The following is a 24,666-nucleotide window of genomic DNA, read 5'->3' on the forward strand; positions in this document are numbered from 1 at the left end:
CGCAAAATCCTCAATTCAGGCCGGCTGCGCGCGCCAGCGCCGCATCGAGTGCCGGCCGCGTGACGTTGCGGAAGCGCGCCGCGACATAGCCGTCCGGCCGCAGCAGATAGGCGGTGCCGGGCTCGGCATCGTAGCGCTTGCCGGCAAGGCCTTGCGCGTCGACCAGCCCGCCCTCGCCACCGATCCGGATGGTGCCGACGCCGTCAGGCGCATCGGCAGCCGCGCCATTACCAAACTCCAGCAGCGTGAAACGTGTTCCCTGCCTGATGAAAACGTCGGTCAGATAGCTGGAACCGCCCTGCTCGATCACCGGCGCGTCCAGCATCGAGGCGCCCGGCCGCGGGCCGCCGCGCCAGCTGTCGCGATCGCCGCTCGACAGCGGCGTGTCGTAAACCGACGGCACCGACAGCCGGCCGCCATTGACCATGCGCTTGCCGAACTCGGTATCCTTGGCGAGCGACAGCACCGCCTGGCGCAGCCGCGCCTCCTGCCGGGTCACCGGCGCCATGAAATCGGTCGAGCGGGTGGACTCGCGGATGTTCTCGTCCGCTGCCGCGCTGCGCTCGATGTGATAGGTCTCGAGCAGGCCTTCCGGCGACAGCCGGCGCAACACGCGATCGAGCTTCCACGCCAGATTCTCGGCATCCTCGAGCCCGGAATTGGCGCCGCGCGCACCGAACGGCGAGACCTGGTGCGCGGAATCGCCGGCAAAGATCACGCGACCATGGATGAACCTGGCCATCCGGCGGCACTGGAACTTGTAGAGCGAGATCCATTCGAACTCGAACTTGTCATGCCCGAGCATGCGCTCGATCCGCGGCCGGACATTCTCCGGCTGCTTCTCGGCCACCGGATCGGCATCCGGATTGAGCTGCAGGTCGATGCGCCAGATGTCGTCCGGCTGCTTGTGCAGCAGCGCCGAGCGTCCCGCATGGAACGGCGGATCGAACCAGAACCAGCGCTCGGTGGGGAACGCGGCGGTCATCTTGACGTCGGCGATCAGGAACTGGTCCTCGAACACCTGCCCCGCAAAGTCCGCACCGACCATCTGCCGCAACGAGGACCGGGCGCCGTCGCAGGCGACGACGAAGGAGGCGTGCACCTGGTACGCGCCTTCCGGGGTCGCGATGGTCAACGCAACGCCATCGTTGCGGCTCTCCAGCGCGATCACCTTGTTGCGCCAGCGCAGATCGATTTCAGGCAGCTGCTCGACCCGGTCGACCAGATAGGCCTCGGCATAGAACTGCTGCAGGTTGATGAAAGCGGGCCGCTTGTGGCCTTCCTCGGGAAGCAAATTGAACTGGTAGAGCTGCGCGGCGCCGTGGAAGATCCTACCGACGCTCCACACCACGCCCTTCTCGACCATGCGGTCGCCGACCCCGAGGCGATCCCAAAACTCCAATGAGCGCTTCGAGAAGCAGATCGCGCGCGAGCCTTCGCCGATCCGGTCGGCATCGTCGAGCAGCACCACGCGCTGGCCACGCTGCGCGAGATCGATCGACAGCGACAATCCCACCGGCCCGGCGCCGACCACCACCACCGGATGTTCCGCGACGTTGGCGCCCGACCGCTCCTGGTCGGGATGACGGCGATAGCCGAACTGGGTTTTGGCCTGTGCCGTATTGGCTGGTGCCATTGCGTGACCCTGATTGCGTGACCCTGGATGTTCCCTGGCGCCGCCGGCCCTTTTTTGTAGCTTGGGCTGCGGCTTGTGTGACCGGTTTGCGACCGAGACCTTGCGGGCCGGCCGCGACCTTGCTAAATTAGTCTCACTTGCAACTATCTTAAACTCCCAGTCGGGCTCGCCGTCAACTCAAATTGGAGGAATTTTTGGCCAGGATCTCTGCAAGCCAGCCTCCAGCCCGGCCGCGCAACGCCGTGGAAGCGGACGCGCGCGACAATGTCGCGCCAACCAAGAAGCGCCTCGATCTCTTCCACTTCATGCCGTTTCGCCTGAACCGGCTGGCGGCCGAGGTGTCGTCGGCGCTGTCGAGCGAATATCAGGCGCGCTACGGCCTCGACATTCCGGAATGGCGCGTGCTCGCGACGCTGGGCTTCCGCAGCGATCCCTGCAGCGCGCAATACATCGCGCATTGCACCCGCACGCACAAATCCACCATCAGCCGCGCGGTCTCGGCGCTGATGGAGCGCGAGATCGTCGAGCGCGTCGAGAACGCCGACGACCGCCGCGAATTCCGCCTGCGCCTGACGAAGAAGGGCCAAGTACTTTATGAGGAGCTGATCCCGCGCCTGCTGCGCAAGGAGCAGGAGATCCTGTCTTGCCTGTCCGCGCAGGAACGCCGCGATCTCGCCCGCCTGCTCGGCAAGGTCGAGACCAGCCTCGAGCTGGTGCAGACCAGCGAAGAAGCCGACGCCAAGGACGTGTACTAAACCCTGCCGTCGTCCTGGCGAAAGCCAGGACCCATACGCCGCGGCCGGTGTTGTGAACGGGACTCGTCGTTCCTGCAAAGCACAACAAACGACATTTGTGGTTATGGGTCCTGGCTTTCGCCAGGACGACGCCGGAGTTGGCTGGCGTCCCAGCACAACACGAGCATAGCTGCGTAGGGCGGATTAGCCGCAGGCGTAATCCGCCGCTCACGATGCAAGAACGGCGGATTACGCTACGCTAATCCGCCCTACGTAGCTCCTGCGACGCGAAACCTACGCCCTGTCGATATGCTTCGCGATGACAGGGAAATAATTGTCCTTCGATCCCTTGTCGATCGCCTCCTGCAGCACCGTGCCGATCAGCTCCGCGCCGCGAATCTTGATGCCGGCGTCGGCGGCGAGTTCCAGCGCGTAGTAGAGATCCTTCAGCGCATATTCGGTTGAGAACGCGCGCTCCGGAAACACGCCCGGCACGATCGCCTTCATGCCGTGGTTGCGCAGCGCGAAGCTGTCGGCCGAGCCCTTCGACAGGGTTTCCAGCAAGAGCTTTGGATCGACGCCATTGTGCTTCGCCACCGCGACGGCCTCAGCCAACGCGTTCACGGTTTCGAACAGCACCATGTTGTTGAGGATCTTGGTCACCTGCCCCGCGCCGACATCGCCGCAATTGGTGACATCGGTGGCAAAGCAGCGGATCAAGGGCTCGATCGCGGCATAGAGCGCGGGCACCGCGCCGACCATCACGCTGAGCGTGCCGTCCTGCGCCGCCTGCCGGGTGCGCGCGATCGGCGCGTCGGCCCAGGCCGCACCCCTGGCCTGCAATTGCCCGGCGAAGTCGCGGGTCTGGCTGACCGAAGAGGTGCCGAGATCGACCACGACCTGGCCGCTTCTGATGTTCTTCAGAATGCCGTCGCCCTCGAACACCGCGCGCACATGCCTGGCGCTCGGCAGGCAGAGGAACAGCACATCGCTCTGCTTGATGGCATCGGCGACCGAGCCGGCAATCTCGGCGCCGTCGGCGCGCAGACGCTGCAGCGGCTCAGTCGACAGGTCGAACACGATAACGCGCTTGCCGCTCTTCCTGACCAGGTTGCGGCAAATCGGCTCACCCATCACGCCGAGGCCGATGAATCCGAGGGTCTTGTATTCAGTCATATCGCTTCTTCTTTTTGACGTTTCTTGACGTGTTGCGGATGCGCCTTGCCGAACTCGGCGAGGCTATTTCGCGAACGATCGCGATGGCGCCAGATGCAATGCGAACGCATCGACCTTGTCGCTGGCGCGCGGATAGATCTCGCTGACGATCGGATCGTGGCCCGGGATGAAGCGGTCGGGATGACCGGCAAGCCGCTCGACGGTTTCCCAGCCCTGCGCCATGTCGCCGACATTGTAGACGATCGGGAACGGGCTGCGCTTGTGCAGGTTCGCATAATAATGCGCGGCGTCCGACGCCAGCACGACCGGCCCGCGCGCAGTCTCGACCCGCACCACCTGCAAGCCATCGGAATGGCCGCCGACGCGATGCACGGTGACGCCGGGCGCGATCTCGCCGTCACCGGAATGGAACGTGACGCGCTCGCCATAGACATGGCGCACCATCTGCGTGACATGTTCAATGGAGAACGGATGGCGCAGCATGCCGTTGCACATGCAGCGGCCGGTCGCGTAGCTCATTTCGCGTTCCTGCAGATGGAATTTGGCATTCGGGAAGCGATCGAGATTGCCGGCGTGGTCATAGTGCAGATGGGTGACGATGACGTCCTTAATGCTGTCGGCGCTGACGCCGAAGCCGGCCAGCGCGTCGACCGGATTGAGCGTCAGCTTGCGGGCGCGCGCCTTGGCCTCCTCGGCGTTGAAGCCGGTGTCGACCAGGATGTCGCGGCCGTGGCCACGGATCAGCCAGACGAAATAATCGAGATCCTGCGCCGTGGTGTCGTGCGGATCGGGCACCAGGAAGTTGAGGTGAGGCGTGCGCGGCGACATCGTCGCATAGCGCAGGGCGTAGATTTCGTAGGCGTTTCCCATCGGTTTCGCTCTTGTTGGCGGGACTTGTTTTGATTGGCTTGGCGTCCCGACCACAAAGCCATCGCCTCGCGCAAAGGTCAAACCGCGCGGAGTGCGACGAGCCCATGACAGGACGGCCGCAGCCTCTGTGAATGCAATCACACTATCCGGTCGCAGGAACCTGCACCATGCCACGGAGGCGATGGCCGCCATGACCGCGGCTGTTGCACTGCGGCCTCGTTATCGCCGCCGCGATTAGCGATGGTGCAGCAAGCCGTTGACGGGGGTTTGGCCGTGGTTTGATAATGGATTTTCGCTAGAGTAAGGTCCCCGGGGCGCAGGCCGAAAGCGGCGCCATTTCATTGCAATGCCGCGATCTGGATTTGCCGCGATTATGAAAATCCGCCTTGCCTTGCTCGCCACGCTGATTTTTTCAATCGCGGCGCCCACCCTGTCCGTCGCCGCCGGCGATCGTTTCGCGCTGGTCATCGGCAACGCCAAATATCCCGACGCCGACGCACCGCTGAAGGAGCCGGTCAATGACGCGCGTGACGTCGCCGACGAGCTCAAGCGGGATGGCTTCACCGTCGAGGTCGGCGAGAACCTGACCGGCGATGGCATGCGCCGTGCCTTCGACCGGCTCTATGGCAAGATCAAGCCGGGCTCGATCGTGCTGATCTTCTTCTCGGGTTACGGCATCCAGTCGAACCGGCAGAGCTACATGATCCCGATCGATGCCCAGATCTGGGCCGAGGCCGACGTCCGCCGCGACGGCTTCAGCCTCGAGACCGTGCTTGGCGAGATCAACAGCCGCGGCGCCGGGGTCAAGATCGCCCTGGTCGACGCCTCGCGGCGCAACCCGTTCGAGCGCCGCTTCCGCAGCTTCTCGGCGGGGCTCGCCCCGGTGATCGCACCCAACGGGACGTTGGTGATGTATTCGGCCGCGCTGTCGTCCGTGGTCTCGGACAATGGCAGCGACCGCAGCCTGTTCGTGCGGGAACTGCTGAAGGAGATCCGCACCCCCGACCTGATGGCGGAGGAAACGCTGAACCGCACCCGCGTCGGCGTCACCCGCGCCTCGCGGCAGGAACAGGTACCGTGGATCTCGTCGTCACTGGCCGAGGATTTTTCGTTCAGTCCAGCCGGCGCAGCCACTTCAGGCGGCGCAACGGGACCGTCGAACGCCGCGCCCGCGCCGGCCGCATCGCCGTCGCCCGAGGTGGCAACGGCACCGCCGGTTTCGCCGCCACCGGCGCCGCCCGCCCCGCCCGCCGCAACGCCGACACCGGCGCCTCCCGCGGCAACCGCCCCGACGCCGCCACCTGCGCCGCCGAAACCACCGGTCGCGACAGCACCGTCCGCACCCTCGCCTCCGCCGAAAGCGCCCGAGATCGCGCTGCCGCCACCTGCGCCTCCGCCGCCGGTGGTGATCCAGCCCACGCCGGCTCCGAGCAATTCGCCGGTGCTCGCCGATGATCCGACGATCAAAGGCCTGAACGAAAAGCTCGACAAGAACCCGGATGACGCGGCTGCGCTGTATCGCCGCGGCCAAGTTTTTGCCAGTAAGGGCGCCTACGACCTCGCGGTGAAAGATTTCACCAATTCGCTGCGGCTGAACCCGAAGGATGTCGAGGCCTATAACAACCGCTGCTGGGTCCGCACCGTGATCGGCGACCTGCAGGCGGCCCTGAAGGACTGCAACGAGGCGCTGCGGCTGCGCCCGAATTTCGTCGATGCGCTCGACAGCCGCGGGCTGATGAACCTGAAGGGCGGGCAGAACAAGAACGCCATCGCCGATTTTGACGCCGCGCTGAAGATCAACCCGCGGCTGACCTCGTCGCTGTACGGGCGCGGCCTTGCCAAGAAGCGCAACGGCGCGGTCGCGGAAGGCGATCTCGACATCGCCAACGCCAAGGCGATGGACCCGAACATCGTCAAGGAATTCGCCGACTACGGCGTGCAGTGACAAATGAACGAGGCCTACCCGCGGCTCGAACCACGGGTGAAATTGCGCGACTAATCAGAGGGTGCGTGCGGGCAGCGATGCCCGCGATCAATCCAAAGAGTTGCATGGAACCGCGCCAGCCGGCGCAGGAGGGACCGAAATGTTCAAGCCGTCGGCAAGGGCCGCGATGCTTTCAATCGTGACCGTCGGCGCCGTGCTGTCGTTCGGCATGGCGGCCGCCCGTGCCGGTGACAATGTCACCGAGGACCAGATCATCAAGGCGCTGACGCCCGAGAAGAAGCCGCTGACCCGCGGCCTCTCGGCCGGCCCGCAGACCTCGCCCGGGCTGAACGCCGACCAGGCCAAATTCGTGCAGAGTGTCCGTGGCCGCGCCACCCGCTCGCTGTCCTCGGCCGAGCGCGAGGAGATCGCGACCATCGTCCAGGACAAGCCGAAGATCGATCTCGAGATCAACTTCGACTACAACTCCGCCGACATCAGCGCGAAGTCGCTGCCGTCGGTGCAGGCGCTCGGCCGCGCCTTGACCAATCAGGACCTGAAGGGCTCGACCTTCGTGGTCGCCGGCCACACCGACGCCGCCGGTGGCGAGGACTACAATCAGGGCCTCTCGGAGCGTCGCGCCGACGCCATCAAGCGCTATCTGGTCGACAAATATGGCATCAACGGCACCGATCTCGTCACCGTCGGCTATGGCAAGAGCAAGCTGAAGGACCCGAGCCACCCGATGGCGGACGTCAACCGGCGCGTCCAGGTCGTGAACGTGGAAAACAAGGATACCGCGTCCAAGTGATCTAGAGGTGATGGGCGGTGGCGCGGCCCCTTTTTGAGGTTACAATGCGTCCCGCACCCCGGCGGGGCGCATTTGCTTGGGGGCGAACGCCCAAAGCGGCCCACAGGTGCCTCGCCTCACATGACATCAGGGCATGATCCGGAACAACGGACCCCGGCCTTTCCGATGCCCGCACAATACGACGGCGAGATGAGACTTCGACGAGCGCCCAAGACAATCACTGTCGATACGCGCCAAGTTCTGGATTGATCAGGCGATGAATTTTTCCCAATACCTCAAGCCTGCGCTTGGCACGGTGGTCTTCCTCGCACTGGCTGTCGCCTATTACACGTTCGAGCACCGCTCCCATCCTGAGGAGAAGGAGACGCCGGGCCAGGCGCTGGTCGTGGTGACGAAGTCGACCAATGCCTGCTTCTCCGACATGGTCCGTGTCACCGGCTTCATCGTGCCGCGCCGCGAGGCGCAGGTGAATGTCGACCAGGACGGCTCCAAGGTTACCGACGTGCTGGTCCGCGAGGGCGACACCGTGACCGAGAACCAGGAACTGGCGCGGCTGACCCCGCAGCCGCAGCAGGCGGCGCAGGGCAATGCCAAGCCGATCGTGCTGCGCGCGCCGGCCGCCGGCCTCGTCACCGAGGTACGCACCGCGCCCGGCGCTCCGGCCTCGCCGCAGGCTCCGCCGATGTTCAAGATCTCCGTCAACAACGAGATCGAGCTCGACGCCGAGGTGCCGGGCTTTCAGCTCCTGAAGCTCAATCCCGGCGCCAATGTCCGGATCAGCCGCGACGACGCGCCCGACATCGTCGGCAAGGTCCGGCAGATCTCGCCGCAGATCGACCGCACCACCCAGCTCGGGCACATCCGCATCACCATCAACAACAATCCGACGCTGAAGGTCGGCATGTTCGCGCGCGCCAATATCGACGCCAAGCGGTCCTGCGGCGTCGCCGTGCCGCGCACCGCGATCGACCGCCTGACCCTGCAGGTCGTGAAGGGCAACACGGTCGAGACCCGCAGGGTGCGCGTCGGGCTGACCTCCGACACCTCGACCGAAATCCTTGAAGGCCTCGACGTCGGCGAAATCGTCGTGGCCGATGCTGGCACCTCGCTGCATGACGGCGACCAGATCAAGACCATGTTCGCCGACGAACTCGATCGCACGCGATCACGCTAATTCGGGCACGCTAATGGCTTTGAACATCTCGGCATGGTCGATCCGGAACCCGCTTCCCTCGATCGTCTTCTCGATCATCCTGCTGGTGCTGGGCTGGGTCTCCTTCACCAAGCTCGCCGTGACGCGGCTGCCGAGCGCCGACATTCCGGTGATCTCGGTCGCGGTGTCGCAGTTCGGCGCCGCGCCCTCGGAACTTGAGTCGCAGGTCACCAAGACGATCGAGGACGGCGTCTCCGGCGTCGAGGGCGTGCGCCATATCTCGTCCTCAATCACCGACGGCCTGTCGGTGACCACGATCCAGTTCGCGCTGGAGACCAACACCGACCGCGCACTCAACGACGTCAAGGACGCCGTGACGCGGGTACGCGCCAACCTGCCGCAGAACGTCACCGAGCCCTTGATCCAGCGCGTCGACGTGATCGGCCTGCCGATCGTGACCTATGCCGCGATCTCGCCCGGCAAGACGCCGGAGCAGCTCTCTTACTTTGTCGACGACGTGGTCAAGCGCGCGCTGCAGGGTGTGCGCGGCGTCGCCCAGGTCGAGCGCATCGGCGGTGTCGAGCGCGAGATCCTGGTCTCGCTCGATCCCGACAAGCTGCAGGCGGTGGGGCTCACCGCGGTCAATGTCAGCCAGATCCTGCGCGGCACCAATGTCGACGTCGCCGGCGGCCGCGCCGAGATCGGCAAGAACGACCAGGCGATCCGCACGCTCGCCGGCGCCAAGACGCTGAACGAGCTCGCCGGCACCATGATTCCGCTGTTCGGCGGCGGCGAGATCCGGCTCGACGATCTCGGCACCGTCACCGACACCATCGCCGACCGGCGCACCTTCGCCCGCTTCAACGGCGAGCCGGTGGTTGCACTCGGCATCAAGCGCTCCAAGGGCGCCAGCGACGTCGTCGTCGCGGCCGCGGTGCAGAAGCGGATCGACGCCCTGAAGGTTGCCTATCCAGACGTCGACCTCAAGCTGATCGACACCTCGGTCGAGTTCACCAAGGGCAATTACGAGGCCGCGATCTCGACCCTGTTCGAGGGCGCGATCCTCGCCGTCATCATCGTGCTGCTGTTCCTGCGCGACATGCGCGCCACCATCATCGCCGCCGTCTCGCTGCCGCTGTCGATCTTCCCGGCATTCTGGGCGATGGACCTGCTCGGCTTCTCGCTCAACCTCGTCTCCTTCCTCGCCATCACGCTGTCGACCGGCATTCTGGTCGACGACGCCATCGTCGAGATCGAGAACATCGTCCGCCACATGCGGATGGGCAAGACGCCCTACCGGGCCGCGCTTGAAGCCGCCGACGAGATTGGCCTCGCGGTGATCGCGATCTCGCTCACCATCATCGCGATCTTCGCGCCGGCGAGCTTCATGTCCGGGATCGCCGGGCAATTCTTCAAGCAGTTCGGCATTACGGTGTCGGTGCAAGTGTTCTTCTCGCTGCTTGCCGCGCGCTTCGTGACGCCAATGCTGGCCGCCTATTTCCTCAAGCATCATGACCACGACGACCCGCCGCCCGGCCGCATCCTGCGCAGCTATCACGGCCTCGTCACCTGGTCGGTGAAGCACCATTACATCACCGTGCTGATCGGCTTTGCGGTGTTCGCCGCATCGATCTGGAGCATCACGCTGCTGCCGCAGGGCTTCCTGCCCGCGCAGGACACCGCGCGCTCGCTGCTCGCGATGGAGCTGCCGCCCGGCTCGCAGCTTGCCTATACCGAGAAAGTCACCGAGGAGATCGTGGCGCGCCTGCGCAAGCGGCCCGAGGTGCGCAGCGTGTTCGTAGACGGCGGCCGCGTTCCGCCGGGCATCCAGGAAGTGCGCCGCGCCGCGCTGATCATCAACTACACGCCGAAGGCGGATCGCAGGATCACCCAGCGCGAGCTGGAGCTGTCGATCGGCAAGGAGCTCGATAACGTCCCCGATATCAGGTTCTGGTTCCTCGACGAGAACGGCCTGCGCGCCATCTCGCTGGTCGTCACCGGCACCGACAGCAACATCGTCAACAACGTCGCCAGCGAACTGGCGACGCAGATGAAGCGGATTCCGATCATCGCCAACGTGATCTCGGAGACCGCGCTCGACCGGCCCGAGCTGCGCATCCGTCCGCGCGCCGAGCTCGCGGCGCGGCTCGGCGTCTCGACCGAAAGCCTGTCGCAGACCATCCGCGTCGCCACCATCGGCGACGTCGGTCCGGCGCTGGCGAAGTTCGACGCCGGCGACCGCCAGGTGCCGATCCGGGTCCAGCTCGAGGACAATGCGCGCAGCGACCTGCAGATGCTGGAGCAACTGCGCGTGCCGCTCGGCCAGCGCGGCGAACGCGGCGGCGTGCCGCTCTCCGTCGTCGCCGACATCCAGCTCGACCAGGGCCCGACCAGCATCAACCGCTACGACCGCGAGCGGCAGGCCACCGTCGCCGCCGACCTCGTCGGCAATGCCGCGCTCGGCGACGCCACCAAGCTGATCTACGACCTCCCGGTCATGAAGAGCCTGCCGAAGGGCGTGAAAGTCAGCCCGTCCGGCGACGCCGAGAGCCTCGCCGAACTGTCCGACGGCTTCGCCACCGCGATCACCGCCGGCCTGATGATGGTCTACGCCGTGCTGGTGCTGCTGTTCGGCACCTTCCTGCAACCCATCACCATCCTGTTTTCGCTGCCGCTCTCGATCGGCGGCGCGATCGGCGCGCTGCTTTTGACCGGTAAGCAGCTCACGACGCCGGTGTGGATCGGCATCCTGATGCTGATGGGCATCGTCACCAAGAACGCCATCATGCTGGTGGAATTCGCGGTGGAGGCGATCCGCGACGGCAAGGCACGCGAGGAAGCCATGATCGACGCCGGCATGAAGCGCGCCCGCCCGATCGTGATGACCACGATCGCGATGGCCGCCGGCATGATGCCGTCAGCGCTGGCGTTCGGCGCCGGCGGTGAATTCCGCTCGCCGATGGCGCTCGCGGTGATCGGCGGCCTGATCTTCTCGACCGTGCTGTCGCTGGTGTTCGTGCCGGCGATGTTCATGGTGATGGACGATATCGGCGGCTTGATCTGGCGCTTCGGCAAGCGGCTCGTGGTCTCGCATGCCGACCACGAGCTGACCCCGAGCGAGCGCCAGACCGACCAGACCAAGCGGCCGCCCGGCCCGCCAAGCGTCATCTCGCCTGCCGCAGAATGAACCGAGGCAGACCTTCCAAAAGTTGTCGATCCTATCGTGTTCGCGATGTGGTAGATTGCCTGCCTTTCACACCGAAGAGAGGGGCTCCCTATGGCAGATCGGGACGCAATACATCGCTTGGTCACCCAGGCCTACGACGCTCGCGGCAAGGGTCACATTAATTCGTTGATGGACGCATTTGCTCCCCATGCCAGTTTCGAACTGGTCGGTGACAAGGAGGCCCTTCATTTGACGGGGGCCTTTGAGGGGCACGCCAACGTCAGGCAGGCGCTGGAGGAGTTCATCAAGGCCTTTGAGTTCATCGATCGCAAGATCACGAGCTTCCTCGTCGACGGCGATCGCGCTGCCGTGCATTCGACCATCACGGTCCGCTTTATTCCGAGGGATCTGACCGTCACCACGAAGGTCGTCGATCTCTTCAGGTTCGAAAATGGCAAGATCGCCGAACTCGTCGAATTCGGCGATACGGCGCTCCTGAAGCAAATCACGTCAGCCCAGCTCGGCCGTCAGTAGAGCCTGGTGCGATAGGCCTCTTCCATCGTCTTCTCAGCGACCTCGACCTCGACCGCCGCGGTCTGCTCGGCGATGATCCGGCCCAGCGTCGGAAAACTGTGGCGCTCGACCTGCGCGGCCGGGTTCCAGAGCTTTGAGCGCATCAGCGCCTTGCCGCAATGGAAATAGGTCTCATCGACATGCACCTTCATGCCGATGATCGGCGTGACGTTCTGCACCGTCAGCGGCGTCAAAAGATCCGGCTCCTGCGAAATCTCGGCTCGCCCGTTGATCCGCAGGGTCTCGTTGATGCCCGGCACCATGAAGATCAACCCGACCCCGGGTGAGGCCAGGATATTGCCGAACGTATCGACCCGGTTGTTGCCGCGCCGATCCGGAATCAGCAGCGTCTTGTCGTCGAGCACCGAGACGAAGCCCGGCGCATCGCCGCGCGGACTGGCGTCGGCATGGCCCTTGCCGTCGCTGGAGGCGATGACCAGAAACGGCGACAGCGCGATGAAGTCGCGGCAGAACTTGTCGAGATGATTGAGCACCTTCTTCTCGGCGAGCGGGCTCAATTGCCCGAAATGCGCGCGAAGATCCTCCTGCGACTTGACCGGCGGCTTGCCGCCTGCGCCCTCGTGACCCATAGCGAACCTCCCTTTGTTGTTAGTTTATACCGCGTCGATGCCGGAATCGATCCTCGCCGTCTGGCGTGCGCCGTCCGCGGCCGCAAAGCCCGGCTGGTCGAAGAAATCGCGGCCGGGAATCGCATCGAGCAGATCGCGGGTATAGGCCTGACGCGGCGCGGTGAAGACCTCGGCCGTGGTGCCCTCCTCGACGATACGCCCCTTCTGCAGGACAATGACGCGGTCGGCGATCTCGGCGGCGATCCGCAAATCATGGGTGATGAAGATCATCGCAAGCCGCATTTCCTGGCGCAGCTCGGCGAGCAGTGCCAGCACCTGGGCCTGCACCGAAACGTCGAGCGCCGACACCGCCTCGTCGGCGATCAAGACCCGCGGCTTCAGCGCGAGCGCCCGCGCGATGCAGATCCGCTGCCGCTGGCCGCCGGAGAATTCGTGCGGATAGCGATCCGCGGCGGTCTCGGACAGGCCGACCCGGACCAACAGCTTCCTCGCCTGCGCCATCGCGTCGGTACGCGATGTGCCGTAGGCCATCGGGCCGCGCGCGATGGCATCGCCGACCTTCTGGCGTGGATCGAGACTGGCAAACGGATCCTGGAACACGATCTGAAGCTGCCGCCGTGCCTGGCGGAGCGCCTCGCCGCGCAGCTGCCGAAGGTCGGCGCCGCCGAAGCGGATGGCGCCGGCATCCGGCTCGGTCAGCCGCAGGATCATGCGTCCGAGCGTCGACTTGCCGGAGCCGGATTCGCCGACGACGGCAAGCGTCTCGCCCTCGTGCAGCGTCAGCGAGATGCCGTCCGCGGCGACCACCTCGCGCGGCGGCTGCAGCCAGCCGCGCTTGACCCGAAAGGTCTTTTGCAGGCCGACGACGTCCAGTAGCGGCTCCGGTCGCACGATCGTGTCATGGATGTCGGCGAGCCGCGCCTTCGGGACCGCGTCGATCAGTTCGCGCGTGTAGGCAGCTTGCGGATTGCGCAGCACCTCGCTGACGGTGCCGTGCTCGACCACCTTGCCGTGGCGCAGCACCACAACGCGGTCGGCGACATCGGCGACGACGCCGAAATCATGGGTGATCAGCAACACGCCCATGCCGCGCTCGCGCCGGAGATCATCGATCAGGCGCAGGATCTGGCGCTGGGTCGTGACATCGAGCGCGGTGGTCGGCTCGTCCGCGATCAGCAGCGCGGGCCGGTTGGCCATCGCCATCGCGATCATCACGCGCTGGCGCTGGCCGCCGGACAGCTCGAACGGATAGCTCTTCTCCAGCAGCTCTGGGTTCGGCAGCCCGACCTGCGTCAGCAGCGTCTGCACCCGCTCGCGGACCTCCGCCATCGACGGTGTGGGCCGCTGGTGCGCCAGGATCATCTCCTCGATCTGCTTGCCGACGCGTTTGAGCGGATTGAGCGAGGACAATGGCTCCTGAAAGATCATCGCGGCATTGCCGCCGCGCAAATTCCGTAGCCCGCGGCTGTCGAGCTTGGACGGATCCTGCCCGGCGACCGTGACGGTGCCGGACACGATGTCGACGCCCCGCGGCAACAGCTGCAGCACCGCATGGGCGATCATCGACTTGCCGGAGCCGGATTCGCCGACCAGGCAAACCACCTCGTTCGGCTTGATCTCAAAGGAGACATTCTCGACCGCAAAGGGCCGGTCGCCGCCCTGGGGAAGCGCGATCGAGAGGCGATCGACGGCAAGAACCGGCGCGCTGGCCTGCATGGTTTCGCTCATGACCGGCGCCTCGAGACCCGTGGGTTGAGAACATCGGACAGACCCTCGCCGAACAGGTTGATCGCCAGCACGGTGACGAGGATGGCAAGCCCGGGAAACACGCTCATCCACCACGCATTGCGGATCACGGTGCGCCCCGCGCCGATCATGAAGCCCCACGACATCAAATTGGGATCGCCGAGCCCCATGAAGGACAGCGCGCTTTCCAGCAGGATCGCGGTCGCCACCGTCAGCGACGTCACGACCAGGATCGGCGAGATCGCATTCGGCAGGATATGGCCGAGCACGATGCGCCAGGTGCGCTCGCCCTGGCACAGCGCCGCCTCGACGAACTCACGATGCCGCAGGCGCAAGAACTCCGCGCGAGTCAGCCGCGCCAGCGGCGGCCAGCTCACCGCCCCGATGGTCAGGATGATCGTGAGCAGCGACGGATTGAAGGTCGCAACCAGCAGGATGGCGAGCACGAAGGCCGGAATGGTCTGGAACAATTCCGTCATCCGCATCAGCACCAGATCGACCTTGCCGCCGAAATAGCCCGAGATCGCGCCGACCACGACGCCGATCGCCATCGCCGCAAGCGCCGATGCGATGCCGATCAGCAGCGAGACGCGCGCACCGTAGGCGACGCCGGCCGCGACATCGCGGCCGAGCGTATCGCCGCCGAGCCACAGCCCGTCCTCGCCGGGCGGCGTGAACGGCGCGCCGACCATCTCCCAGGGCGAGACCGGAAACACGATCGGCGCGGTGATCGCGACGACCACGACGAGGAGCAGCAAGACAAGCCCGATCATGCCGCTGGGATGACGCAGGAAGGCGCGCACCGTCTCCATCACGCCGCTCCCGCGGTCATGCGCGGATCGATCAGCCGGTAGACCAGGTCGGTCAAAAGGTTGAGCGCGATCACGACGATCGAGAGGATCAGGAAGATGCCGAGCAGGACCGGATAGTCGCGCTGCAGCAGGGCCTCGAAGGTCAGGCGGCCAAGGCCGGGCCAGGCAAACACTGTCTCGATCACCACGGCGCCGCCGACCAGCGCGCCGGCCTGCATACCGGCGACGGTGACGACCGGCACCAGCGCATTGCGCAGCATGTGACCGACGACGATCCGCGTGCCGGACAGGCCCTTGGCGCGCGCCGTCTTGATGAAGTCCTGCTGGGCGACCTCGATGATCGAGGATCGCATCAGCCGCGCGTAGATTGCGAGGTAGATCGCTGCCAGCGAAGTCACCGGCATGATCATGTGCTTCATGATGTCGAGCGCGTGCTCGATCGGCGAGAGCTGGACGTTGATGGTCTCGTAGCCGAACGGCGGCAGCCAGCCGAGCGTCACCGAGAACACCAGCACCAGCATCAGGCCGAGCCAGAACACCGGCGTCGCATAGAGCACGAGCGAGAGCACGGTGAACACCGTATCGAGCACGCTGCCGGCCGCGAGCCCCGCCAGCGCGCCGAGCGCGGTGCCGATCAGGAGCGCGAGACAGAACGCCGTGACCGTCAGCAGCAGCGTCGCCGGAAGCCGTTCGAGGATCAGATCGACGACCGGACGGCGCTGACGATAGGAATAGCCGAGATCGAGCCTGACAACGCGGCCGAGCTGGCTCACGAGCTGGACGAAATACGGCTTGTCAAGCCCGTACTCCTTGCGCAGATCGTCGAGCAGCTTTGGATCGGACGCGCCGGATTGTCCGGCCATCACCTGCGCCGGGTCGCCGGGCGCAGCGCGCACCAGCACGAAGTTGAACGTCGCGATGACGAGGATCACGGCGACGAGCTGGGCGATGCGGCTGATCACCTGGAGCCCGATCGCCGCTGCGCTCCCGAGTGGCGTCACGATTTGTAAACCGACCCGAAGGTTTCGTGCGAGCCGATGCCCGTCGTCACGATGTTCTTGAACGCCTTGTCGTAGATGATCGGGTATTCGATCTCGAGCGTCCAGGCCACCGGCACATCCTCGACCAGGATCTGTTGCACCTTGCTGTAGAGCTCCTGGCGCTTGGCTTCATCGAGCGTGATTGCGGCCTCGTCGAACAGTCTGTCGACCTCGGGATTCGAGTACCCCTGCGTGTTCGAGAACAGGATGCCCTTCTTGATGTTCGACGAAATATAGGTGCGGGCGACGCCGAGCGCGGGATCGCCGAGCTGGTAGAGCAGGTTCTGGGTCATCTCGTAATCCCAGTTGCCGACCTTCTCGGCCCAACCGGCCATGTCGGTGCCGACCAGCACGAGGTCGATGCCGACGCGTGCAAAGCTCTGCCGGAAGAACTCGCCGGCGCGCTGATAGGACTCGCCATAGGGCGGCACGATGTACTTGATCTCGGCCCGCTTGCCGTTGGCGCCAGGCTTCAGCCCCATGTCGTCGAGCAGCGCCTTGGCCTTGTCCACCGAGAACTCGTAGCGCTTCACGTTCGGATCGTAGAACCGCGTCTTCGACGAGATCGGGCCGGTCGCAATCTTGGCGTTGCCGAAATAGACGCGCTTGCTGAACGCCTCGCGATCGATCAGGTGCATCACCGCCTGCCGGAACCGCTTGTCGTTCATCGGCGCGATGCGGTTGTTCATTTCGAGCCACTGATGCGGTGCGAAATACTCGTAGCCCTTGGTGGTGAATTCGAGGTTCTTCTGCGCCTTGAAGCGCTGCACGTCATAGAATTCGACGTCGGACCATTGCACGAGTTGCACCGTGCCGTTCTCGAGCGCGAGCGCACGCGACGCCGCATCCGGGATCACGCGGTAGACGATCTCGTCGAGATAAGGCTCGTCCTTCAGATAGTAACCGTCATGGCGGACCAGGTGAACATGCGAGCCGCGCACCCATTCCTTCAGCTTGAAGGGGCCGGTGCCGATCGCCTTGTCGTTCTCCGGGTTCTTGCGATAGTCGGTGCCGTCGTAGATGTGCTTGGGCACGATCGGCGCGGACGTGCAGTCGAAGCAGCCGATGAACGGCGCGAACGGCTGCTTCAGCTTGAACACGACGGTGAGCGGATCGGGCGCTTCAGCCGACGCCACGCGGGCGAAGTTCTGCCGCGCGCGCGGATGCGTCTCCACCAGCAGCTTCATGCAGCTGAAGACCACGTCCTCCGAGGTCATCGGCTTGCCGTCGTGGAAGGTGATGCCGGGAAACAGCTTGAATGTGTAGGTCAGGCCGTCCGGCGAGACCTCCCAGGACTGCGCCATGCCGGGCATCGGCTTGAGGTCGGCGCCGTATTTCAGCAGGCCTTCATAGATTTTGCCGCCAAGCGTCAGGGTCGGTTGCTGCTGGTTCAGCGCCGTCACCAGAACCGGCGGCTCCGGCTGGATGATGGTGTTGAGCGTTCCACCGCGGGTCTGGCCCGCCGCCCGCGTGATGCCGAACGGGATGGCTGCACCGCAGGCCAGCATCGCCTTGGTGAATTCGCGTCTGTTCATCGGACCTCTCCGTCGCCGCGCGTCAGGCATTCGATTTCGGCGAATGTCGCGGGGTGAGGCATTGTTGCCAAACGCCGTATCCCGCGCTACCTGATTGGGGACAACAACCATCGCGATCGGGCCAACTGGCCCGGAAGATGCATGAGCACCCTGCGAAAACGACGATCGATCAGGAGCTCACGACACTTGAAAGTCGCAGCGCGACGAAATGACACCGCTGGCCTGCGCGTGTGCCGCAAGCAATCCGGTCCCGTAGCTGCCGCGCATTATGCCGGACAACTGCAACAGGTCGAACGGCCGCTCGCGGCGATGGCGGCCTCTTATCCGAACGAAAGCACGAGCGCGCGACACGCGCACCGACGCGATCAGTTCATCCTGCAGACCGCAGGCGTGACCTCGATGATGACCGAGCGCGGCCATTTCGTCGTGCCGCCCGGCCACGGCCTGTGGATTCCAGCCGGCGTCGCGCACCAATCGCGTGCATGGGGTGAAGTCGAGATCCAGACCATCTATGTCACGCCGGATCGCGTGCGGAATGCGCCGGCAACCTGCCGCCTGATCAGGGTCTCCGCATTGGTCGAAGCGCTCATGGAAGAAGCGGTGCATATGCCGACGCGTTACGACCCGGAAGGGCGCGACGGCCGGCTGGTCGATTTCCTGCTCGATGAGATCGGCAGGATGCCCGAAGTGTCGCTGCATGTGCAGGTGCCGCCCGATCCGCGGCTTGCCGCGATCTGCGAAGCGGTGCTGGTCGATCCGAGTTCCGATCTCACGCTCGACCAATGGGCCGATCGCATCCAGCTCAGCCGGCGGACCTTGACGCGTCTGTTCCGGCGCGAGACTGGACAGAGCTTTGCGGCCTGGCGCCAGCGGGTGCGGCTGCTCGAAGCGCTGGCCCGGCTCGGCGCCGGCGAAGCCGTCACCTGCGTCGCGCTCGACGTCGGCTATGACAGCCCGAGCGCGTTTGCCGCGATGTTCAAGCGCGAGCTCGGCGCCGCGCCGCGCCAGTATCTGCGCTGGGCCGATCCCGAAGTGGTGATGAGGTAGACGCGCTCGCGTCGCGCACGAGCGGAACGCAAAACCCCTGCGGTCAACGGGAAAGAGACCGCAGGGGTTTGCAGGTGGATGGCGTGAGGCCAGCAAGGCTGGGTGTCACCCCAAGGACCGGCGGCCGATGAAAGCGAGACCGGCCTCGTCATGCAAGCAAGTCTTTTAGGCAGGAGTGCGTCAACATTCGCAAGCAAGGCGCGCGAGAGGACGCGATCCTCGCGCGCGCGTTGCATGCAACCGTTTAGTCGTTGCGTGCGACCGCCGTCAGCTTGGTCATGTTGTGCAGCATGATCCGGCCGCGCTGCAGGTCGACGATGCCGTCCTTGCGCCAGGTCTGCAGTTGCCGGTTGACGCTCTCGCGCGCCGCGCCGACGAAGATGCCGAGCTGTTCCTGCGAGATGTGCACCTCGGAACCGAAATCCTCGGCCAGCGCGCACAGCCGGCGTGCGAGGCGGACCGGCAACGGTTGCAGCACGGATTCTTCCATCCGCTCGCTCTGCCAGCGGATGCGCTGGCACAGCAATTCGATCAGGCGGACCGCGACCTTCGGCTCGCGCTCGAGGAAGCCCAGGAAATCCTCCCGCCGCAGGACGAACAATTCGGTGGGCTCCCCCGCGGTCGCATCCGCGGTGCGCTCCTGACCGTCGAGGACGGCGACTTCGCCGAACAGGTCGCCGGATCCCATGAAGTTCAGCGTGAGCCGGCTGCCGTCGGAGGCACCGGTTTCGATGCGCATCTGGCCGCGGCGGACCCCAAACAGGGCGTCGCCGGGATCGCCTTTCTGGAACAGCACCTCGCCGGCAGCGAGCTGCTGGGTGTGGCAAAGGCCCGCAAGCCGCGCCAATTCGTCCGCACCGAGATCGGCGAACATCGGGTTCATTTTCAGAATGACCGCAAATTCGGCCTGTTTGCTCATTGTATTGCCTTCCAAATCGATCCGAGCGGTCCCCCGACGCCCGGTTAGCAACAATCACCCTCATAAGAGTGTGTGAGAGGTCACATAAGTTCATGCTGGTAACGGATTATTTTTCCAACCGTTGGAGCGAGGTCCCGTTTGCGGGATAATCTCGTGCGTTCGGCCGTGCCTTTCTGCGGCGGAACCCTGTCTGCCCGGCCTGGAATATCGACATGAGAGCACCAAAATTCGCCGGGGCCGCCATCGCTGCCGTGATCGTGATCATCGCGCTGGTGGCCGCGATCGGGATCCCGTCCTCGTTCCTCATTTCGGCCATCACCGAGCGGGTGGAGCGGGAGACCGGCTACACGCTCACCATCAATGGCGGCGCCAAAGTTAGTCTCTGGCCGACCGTCAATCTGACGCTGCGCGGCGTCGTGCTCCAGGACCCGCGGGAGCGCGAGGCCAACAACCGGTTCGCGGCTGATCGGGTCGAAGCCGAGATGACGCTGTCGAGCCTGTGGTCGGGCCAGCCCGACATCACCGACCTCGCGATCGTCAAGCCGGTGATCAATCTGCCGCTGCAGCGCGAGCGCACCCGCGACCATCATCCGCCGGCGAAGTCTTCCGCGTCCGACAACGGCGGCCTCACGATCCGGCATGTCAGCGTCAGCGGCGGCACCATCGTGTTCTCCAATGTGCGCGATCGGGTCGAGAACCGGATCGAGACGCTCAATGCCGATGCGACCATCGGCAACGACCGCAAGATCGTCGTCACGGGGAGTGCGAGCGCCAGTGACAAGCCGCTGAAGTTCGAGATCCGCGCGACCGCGCCACAGGCGCCGCTGGAACGCCAGAACGTGCCGGCCGAGTTCAACATCGACGCACCTGGCCTGTTGCCCGCTGCGATCAAGGCGAATGCGGAAGTGCGCCTGAACGGCACGGTGGTGATGTTCAACGGCGTATCCGGCACGCTCGGCGATGGCGGCTTCACCGGCTGGGCCTCGGTCGACTTCGCCAGCAACAAGCCGCTGGTGAAGCTCGATCTCGACTTCCAGCGCATGACGATGGCGCTGCGGCCGGGCCAGCCCGATGCGGCGCAGCCATTGGGCACCAACAGCTGGAGCAACGCATCGATCGACCTTGGCGGGCTCAACTATGTCGACGCGCAGGCGCGCATCTCGGCGGCGGAGCTCGTGATCGGCGACGGCCGCTTCGTGCAGGCGTCGATCGATGCATCTGTTGACAGCGGCGTGCTGAAGGCCCGGCTCGCCAATCTCGGCGCCTATGAGGGCACCGCCAATGGCGACGTCACGATCGACGTGCGAGCTTCGAACCCAACCTATGCGCTGCGGCTCGATCTCGCCGGCGTGCGCGCGCAGCCGGTGCTGAAGAGCCTCGCCGGATTCGACAAGCTTGACGGCAAGATGCAGGCGAAGATCGCGCTGACCTCGCAGGGCAGCAGTGCGCGCGCGATCGTCGGCAATCTCGGCGGCACCGCCTTCGTCGTATTCCAGGACGGCAAGATCCTCGGCCTCAACGTCGCGCAGATGATCCGCAACCTCACGACCAGCACCTTGTCGGGCTGGCAGCAGAGTGAGGCACTGTCGACCGATCTCAGCCAGCTCTCGGCCTCGTTCAAGCTCGACAAGGGCCAGGCCGTGACCACCGACCTTAATCTGATCGGCCCGCTGGTGAAGATGGGCGGGGTCGGCACCGTCGATCTCAACACCCGCCAGATCGGGTTCCGCGTCGAGCCGCAGCTCGTGATGACCACAGAGGGCCAGGGCCGCACCGGCAATCCGGTCGGCCTCGGCATCCCCGTGATGATCGAGGGGCCCTGGGTGTCCCCGCGGATCTATCCGGAGATGCAGGGCATCCTCGATAATCCAGAGGCCGCCTATGCCAAGCTCAAGGAGATGGGCAAGGGCCTGTTCGGCGCGGACGGCCAGGGGTTGAGCCAAGGCCTGAACGGGCTCAGCAACCTCCTCAACGGCGTGCAGGGCGGCGGAACCGGCGCGCAGCCCGGCACGGGCCAGGCGCCTGGCGGCGCGGCCGCCGGCCAGACCAACCCGCTCGGCGGGCAGCTCGGCGACACCATCGGGAACCTGCTGCAGCAGGGCCTCTCCACCCTCAATCAAGGCAACGCCTCCCGCCCGAGCCGCAGCCTGGCCCAGCCCACCCCGGACGCGCCGCCGGCCGCCGCGCCACCGCCCGCCCCTCCGCCGGCCGACACCGCCGAGCAGCAGGACAATCCCGCGATGAACGACGTGCTGCGACAGCTGTTCAACCGCTGAAATATTCCCGGATATCCCCCGCCGGAATGCAGGGCTAACCATGCGACGGGAGGCCCCGCCTTGCCCGGCCGATCCGTGCTAAACAGCAGCGATACAGTGGCGCACCCGACTGATTGGAGGGGAACGGACGAGGCTGGATGAACGGGGCACCGGACAAGGGCAAGAACTGGTTCCTGCGCGGCGGCCTGTTCGCCAAATACGTCCTCGCGCTGGTCGGCCTCGTCGTGTTCGTGCTCGCGGTCAACGGCGCGCTCGAGACCTGGATCAGCTATCGCGGCATCAGGAGCACGCTGACCGACGCGATGAGCGAGAAGGCGGACGCCACCGCCAAACGCATCGAGCAATCGATCTCCGATCTCGAGCGCCAGATCTCCTGGGTGACCCGCGCCTCCTCCAACACGGTCGAGCTGCGGCGCGCCGACTATGCCCAGCTGCTCGGCCAGGTGCCGGCGGTGAACCAGCTCACCCTGATCAACGGCCAGGGCCGCGAGGTGCTGCGGCTGTCGCGCCAGACCTACACGCTGAATTCCAACGCCGACTTCTCCCGCGACCTCCGCTTCACCGAGGCGATCGAGCGCGGCACCGCCTACGCGCCGGCGTATTTTCGCGACGAGCGGCCCTATATGTCGATCGGCGAGCAGCATTCCGGCTTCAACGCCGGCGTCACGGTGGCCGAGATCGACCTGCGTTTCCTTAACGACTATTTCGGCGATTCCCAGGTCGGCCGCACGGCCTATGCCTATCTCGTCGACGCCAAGGGCCGCGTGCTGGCGAGCTCGTCGAAGGGCCCCGAGGTCGGCAAGGACCTTGCCGCGCTGCCGCAGGTCGCGGCAGTGCTGTCGCCGAGCGGCAGACGGATCGCCTCCGGCAAGGATGTCGACGGCAACGCGGTGCTGACGACTGCAACATCAGCGCCGGACCTCGGCTGGCACGTTTTTGTCGAGCAGCCCACCGCGCAGGCGCTCTCGCCGATCCGCGACCAGCTGGTGCGCATCGCGCTCTTGATCGCGCTCGGCCTCGTGGTCGCGATCATCGCCGGCACGATTCTGGCGCGGCGCATGCTGGTGCCGATCACGGCCCTTCGCACCGGCGCGCGGCGGCTCGGGGCCGGCGACTTCGGCCACCGCATCGAGGTGAAGACCGCGGATGAGCTGGAGGAGCTCGCCGGGCAATTCAACAGCATGGCCTCGCAGCTTGCCGAGACCTATTCCGGCCTCGAAGGCAAGGTGAAGGAGCGCACGCGGGATCTCGCGCAATCGATCAACGAGCTGAAGGTGCTGGAGGAGGTCGGCCGCGCGGTGGCGTCCTCGCTCGACCTCAACGCCGTGCTGCCGACAGTCGCCGCCCGCGCGCTCGAGATCACCCATGCCGACGCCGTGCTGATCTATGGCTATGACGCGACGAGCCGCAGCTTCAACCTGACGCAATCGATCGGCATCGACGCCGAGGCCGAGGGCCATCACCGCGCGATCGACGCCGCGAACAGCCCGCTCGCCGAGGCCGCGACGAAGGGCGAGCCGCTGGCGTTTCCCGATCTCGCCACGAGAGCGTTTTCGAGCGAAGCGGATACCGGTTCGCGTGAAGAAAACGCGTTAAAGCAAGAATCCAGTGCCGATCATCCCCTGCGCGATGTCGTGGTCGGCGCCGGCTTCCACTCCGTGCTTGTCGTACCGCTGGTCGACCAGCAGGGCGTGCTCGGTTCGCTGGTGGTGCTGCGCAAGGCGCCCGGCGATTTCCCCGCGAGCCTGATCGGCCTGATGAAGACTTTTGCGCACCAGGCGGTGCTGGCGATGCGCAATGCGCGGCTGTTCACCGAGGTGGACCAGAAGAGCCACGCGCTGGAGCAGGCCAACGCCACCGTGCGCGAGCAGGCCGACAGATTGCAGCAGCAGACCGAAGAGCTCACCGACTGGAACAAGTCGCTGGAGGCGCGCGTCGAGACCCAGCTCACGGAGATCGAACGCATCCGCAAGCTCGAGCGTTTCCTGGCGCCGCAGGTGGCGCAGCTGATCGCATCCTCCGACGGCCATGAGGGGCTGCTCGATAGCCACCGGCGCGAGGTCACCGTCGTGTTCTGCGACCTGCGCGGCTTCACCGCCTTCACCGAGGCGACCGAGCCGGAAGAGGCGATGAACGTGCTGCGCGAATATCACGCCGCGCTCGGCAAGCTGATCTTCAAGTACGAGGGCACGCTCGACCGCTATGCCGGCGACGGCGTGATGATCCTGTTCAACGCGCCGATCCAACTCGCGGACCACACGCTGCGCGCCGTGAAGATGGCGGTCGAGATGCGCGACACCATCGGCGCACTGACCGAGAAGTGGCGCAACCGCGGCCACAGTCTCGGCTTCGGCATGGGGATCGCGCTCGGCTATGCCACGCTCGGCCAGGTCGGCTTCGAGCAGCGGCTGGAATACGCCGCGATCGGCAGCGTCACCAACCTCGCCTCCCGCCTGTGCGGCGAGGCCAAGGCCAACCAGATCGTGGTGAGCCGCCGCGTCTACGGCATGGTCGAGCCCCATGTCGAGGGTCGCGCCATCGACGACCTCGTGCTGAAGGGTTTCAATCACCCGATCCTCGCCGCGGAGATTTTGCGCTGGAAGGGCGAGCCGTCAGCGGAAGCGGCAGCGGAGTAGGCGACGCTTTCTCCACTCGTCG

The 24,666-nt window shown here is 65.5% G+C and carries 17 protein-coding genes and 1 pseudogene; 9 read left to right on the forward strand and 9 right to left on the reverse strand.

The features are described 5' to 3' along the window. Positions 1-10: 10 nt before the first annotated feature. A complete protein-coding gene (locus AC066Y_RS22310; RefSeq protein ID WP_478275741.1) occupies positions 11-1,636 on the reverse strand; it encodes an FAD-dependent oxidoreductase in 1,626 nt (541 codons plus the stop codon). A 305-nt stretch (positions 1,637-1,941) separates the two neighbouring features. Here AC066Y_RS22310 and AC066Y_RS22315 point away from each other — a divergent pair, with 305 nt between their 5' ends. After that, positions 1,942-2,391: a MarR family winged helix-turn-helix transcriptional regulator gene (locus AC066Y_RS22315; RefSeq protein WP_229165148.1), complete on the forward strand. Its 450-nt coding sequence runs from the start codon at positions 1,942-1,944 to the stop codon at positions 2,389-2,391. Between the two features lie 273 nt (positions 2,392-2,664). Here the strand turns inward: AC066Y_RS22315 and AC066Y_RS22320 are convergent. Together AC066Y_RS22320 and AC066Y_RS22325 are read right to left on the reverse strand one after the other, a co-directional pair. Continuing rightward, positions 2,665-3,591, reverse strand: a pseudogene (locus AC066Y_RS22320) (NAD(P)-dependent oxidoreductase); the annotation flags it as partial. An 18-nt stretch (positions 3,592-3,609) separates the two neighbouring features. Next, positions 3,610-4,416, reverse strand: coding sequence for an N-acyl homoserine lactonase family protein (locus AC066Y_RS22325; RefSeq protein ID WP_478275742.1), 807 nt, complete (start codon positions 4,414-4,416; stop codon positions 3,610-3,612). Positions 4,417-4,789: 373 nt separating this feature from the next. On the opposite strand from AC066Y_RS22325, the gene AC066Y_RS22330 reads away from it, so the two are divergent. From AC066Y_RS22330 to AC066Y_RS22350, 5 genes are all read left to right on the forward strand, one after another. Beyond that, positions 4,790-6,361 (forward strand): caspase family protein, encoded by a 1,572-nt coding sequence (locus AC066Y_RS22330; RefSeq protein ID WP_478275743.1) that lies wholly within the window; start codon positions 4,790-4,792, stop codon positions 6,359-6,361. A 139-nt stretch (positions 6,362-6,500) separates the two neighbouring features. Beyond that, on the forward strand, positions 6,501-7,151 hold the full coding sequence (locus AC066Y_RS22335) for an OmpA family protein (RefSeq protein WP_478275744.1): 651 nt from the start codon (positions 6,501-6,503) through the stop codon (positions 7,149-7,151). Positions 7,152-7,407: 256 nt separating this feature from the next. After that, positions 7,408-8,325, forward strand: a complete 918-nt coding sequence (locus tag AC066Y_RS22340; RefSeq protein WP_478275745.1) for an efflux RND transporter periplasmic adaptor subunit — start codon at positions 7,408-7,410, stop codon at positions 8,323-8,325. A gap of 13 nt (positions 8,326-8,338) precedes the next feature. Continuing rightward, positions 8,339-11,491: an efflux RND transporter permease subunit gene (locus tag AC066Y_RS22345; protein WP_176534268.1), complete on the forward strand. Its 3,153-nt coding sequence runs from the start codon at positions 8,339-8,341 to the stop codon at positions 11,489-11,491. Positions 11,492-11,608: 117 nt separating this feature from the next. Next, positions 11,609-12,004, forward strand: coding sequence for a nuclear transport factor 2 family protein (locus AC066Y_RS22350; RefSeq protein ID WP_478275746.1), 396 nt, complete (start codon positions 11,609-11,611; stop codon positions 12,002-12,004). Here the strand turns inward: AC066Y_RS22350 and AC066Y_RS22355 are convergent. Genes AC066Y_RS22355 through AC066Y_RS22375 form a run of 5 tightly spaced genes read right to left on the reverse strand, consistent with a single transcriptional unit; the run spans position 11,998 to position 17,766 of the window. Next, positions 11,998-12,633, reverse strand: a complete 636-nt coding sequence (locus tag AC066Y_RS22355) for a pyridoxamine 5'-phosphate oxidase family protein (RefSeq protein WP_478275747.1) — start codon at positions 12,631-12,633, stop codon at positions 11,998-12,000. The two genes, AC066Y_RS22350 and AC066Y_RS22355, sit on opposite strands and share 7 nt — an antisense overlap. A 24-nt stretch (positions 12,634-12,657) precedes the next feature. Next, on the reverse strand, positions 12,658-14,361 hold the full coding sequence (locus tag AC066Y_RS22360) for a dipeptide ABC transporter ATP-binding protein (protein WP_478275748.1): 1,704 nt from the start codon (positions 14,359-14,361) through the stop codon (positions 12,658-12,660). After that, positions 14,358-15,191: an ABC transporter permease gene (locus AC066Y_RS22365; protein ID WP_478275749.1), complete on the reverse strand. Its 834-nt coding sequence runs from the start codon at positions 15,189-15,191 to the stop codon at positions 14,358-14,360. The genes AC066Y_RS22360 and AC066Y_RS22365 overlap by 4 nt, the downstream gene beginning before the upstream one ends. Then, positions 15,191-16,192 (reverse strand): ABC transporter permease, encoded by a 1,002-nt coding sequence (locus AC066Y_RS22370; RefSeq protein ID WP_478275750.1) that lies wholly within the window; start codon positions 16,190-16,192, stop codon positions 15,191-15,193. Before AC066Y_RS22370 ends, AC066Y_RS22365 begins: the two co-directional genes overlap by 1 nt. Continuing rightward, positions 16,189-17,766 (reverse strand): ABC transporter substrate-binding protein, encoded by a 1,578-nt coding sequence (locus AC066Y_RS22375; RefSeq protein ID WP_478275751.1) that lies wholly within the window; start codon positions 17,764-17,766, stop codon positions 16,189-16,191. The genes AC066Y_RS22370 and AC066Y_RS22375 overlap by 4 nt, the downstream gene beginning before the upstream one ends. 186 nt (positions 17,767-17,952) lie before the next feature. On the opposite strand from AC066Y_RS22375, the gene AC066Y_RS22380 reads away from it, so the two are divergent. Then, complete coding sequence (locus AC066Y_RS22380; protein ID WP_478275752.1) at positions 17,953-18,813, forward strand: AraC family transcriptional regulator; 861 nt, start codon at positions 17,953-17,955, stop codon at positions 18,811-18,813. A gap of 244 nt (positions 18,814-19,057) precedes the next feature. Here AC066Y_RS22380 and AC066Y_RS22385 read toward each other — a convergent pair whose 3' ends face one another. Then, entirely contained in the window at positions 19,058-19,732 is a 675-nt protein-coding gene (locus AC066Y_RS22385; protein WP_092121855.1) for a Crp/Fnr family transcriptional regulator, read from the reverse strand. 212 nt (positions 19,733-19,944) lie between these two features. On the opposite strand from AC066Y_RS22385, the gene AC066Y_RS22390 reads away from it, so the two are divergent. Both AC066Y_RS22390 and AC066Y_RS22395 read left to right on the forward strand, forming a co-directional pair. Then, positions 19,945-22,008, forward strand: a complete 2,064-nt coding sequence (locus AC066Y_RS22390) for an AsmA family protein (protein ID WP_478275753.1) — start codon at positions 19,945-19,947, stop codon at positions 22,006-22,008. Between the two features lie 137 nt (positions 22,009-22,145). Beyond that, the gene (locus AC066Y_RS22395) at positions 22,146-24,644 is read left to right on the forward strand and encodes an adenylate/guanylate cyclase domain-containing protein (RefSeq protein ID WP_478275754.1); all 2,499 of its coding nucleotides are present in this window, start codon (positions 22,146-22,148) and stop codon (positions 24,642-24,644) included. Positions 24,645-24,666 lie beyond the last annotated feature (22 nt).

It is taken from the genome of Bradyrhizobium sp. USDA3010, assembly GCF_056429065.1.

Coding starts and splice junctions, on each gene's coding strand:
- AC066Y_RS22330 (WP_478275743.1), top strand. CDS start 4,790: ATGAAAATCCGCCTTGCCTTGCTCGCCACGCTGATTTTTTCAATCGCG.
- AC066Y_RS22360 (WP_478275748.1), bottom strand. CDS start 14,361: ATGAGCGAAACCATGCAGGCCAGCGCGCCGGTTCTTGCCGTCGATCGC.
- AC066Y_RS22345 (WP_176534268.1), top strand. CDS start 8,339: ATGGCTTTGAACATCTCGGCATGGTCGATCCGGAACCCGCTTCCCTCG.
- AC066Y_RS22365 (WP_478275749.1), bottom strand. CDS start 15,191: ATGGAGACGGTGCGCGCCTTCCTGCGTCATCCCAGCGGCATGATCGGG.
- AC066Y_RS22335 (WP_478275744.1), top strand. CDS start 6,501: ATGTTCAAGCCGTCGGCAAGGGCCGCGATGCTTTCAATCGTGACCGTC.
- AC066Y_RS22375 (WP_478275751.1), bottom strand. CDS start 17,766: ATGAACAGACGCGAATTCACCAAGGCGATGCTGGCCTGCGGTGCAGCC.
- AC066Y_RS22340 (WP_478275745.1), top strand. CDS start 7,408: ATGAATTTTTCCCAATACCTCAAGCCTGCGCTTGGCACGGTGGTCTTC.
- AC066Y_RS22390 (WP_478275753.1), top strand. CDS start 19,945: ATGAGAGCACCAAAATTCGCCGGGGCCGCCATCGCTGCCGTGATCGTG.
- AC066Y_RS22325 (WP_478275742.1), bottom strand. CDS start 4,416: ATGGGAAACGCCTACGAAATCTACGCCCTGCGCTATGCGACGATGTCG.
- AC066Y_RS22385 (WP_092121855.1), bottom strand. CDS start 19,732: ATGAGCAAACAGGCCGAATTTGCGGTCATTCTGAAAATGAACCCGATG.
- AC066Y_RS22310 (WP_478275741.1), bottom strand. CDS start 1,636: ATGGCACCAGCCAATACGGCACAGGCCAAAACCCAGTTCGGCTATCGC.
- AC066Y_RS22395 (WP_478275754.1), top strand. CDS start 22,146: ATGAACGGGGCACCGGACAAGGGCAAGAACTGGTTCCTGCGCGGCGGC.
- AC066Y_RS22355 (WP_478275747.1), bottom strand. CDS start 12,633: ATGGGTCACGAGGGCGCAGGCGGCAAGCCGCCGGTCAAGTCGCAGGAG.
- AC066Y_RS22315 (WP_229165148.1), top strand. CDS start 1,942: ATGCCGTTTCGCCTGAACCGGCTGGCGGCCGAGGTGTCGTCGGCGCTG.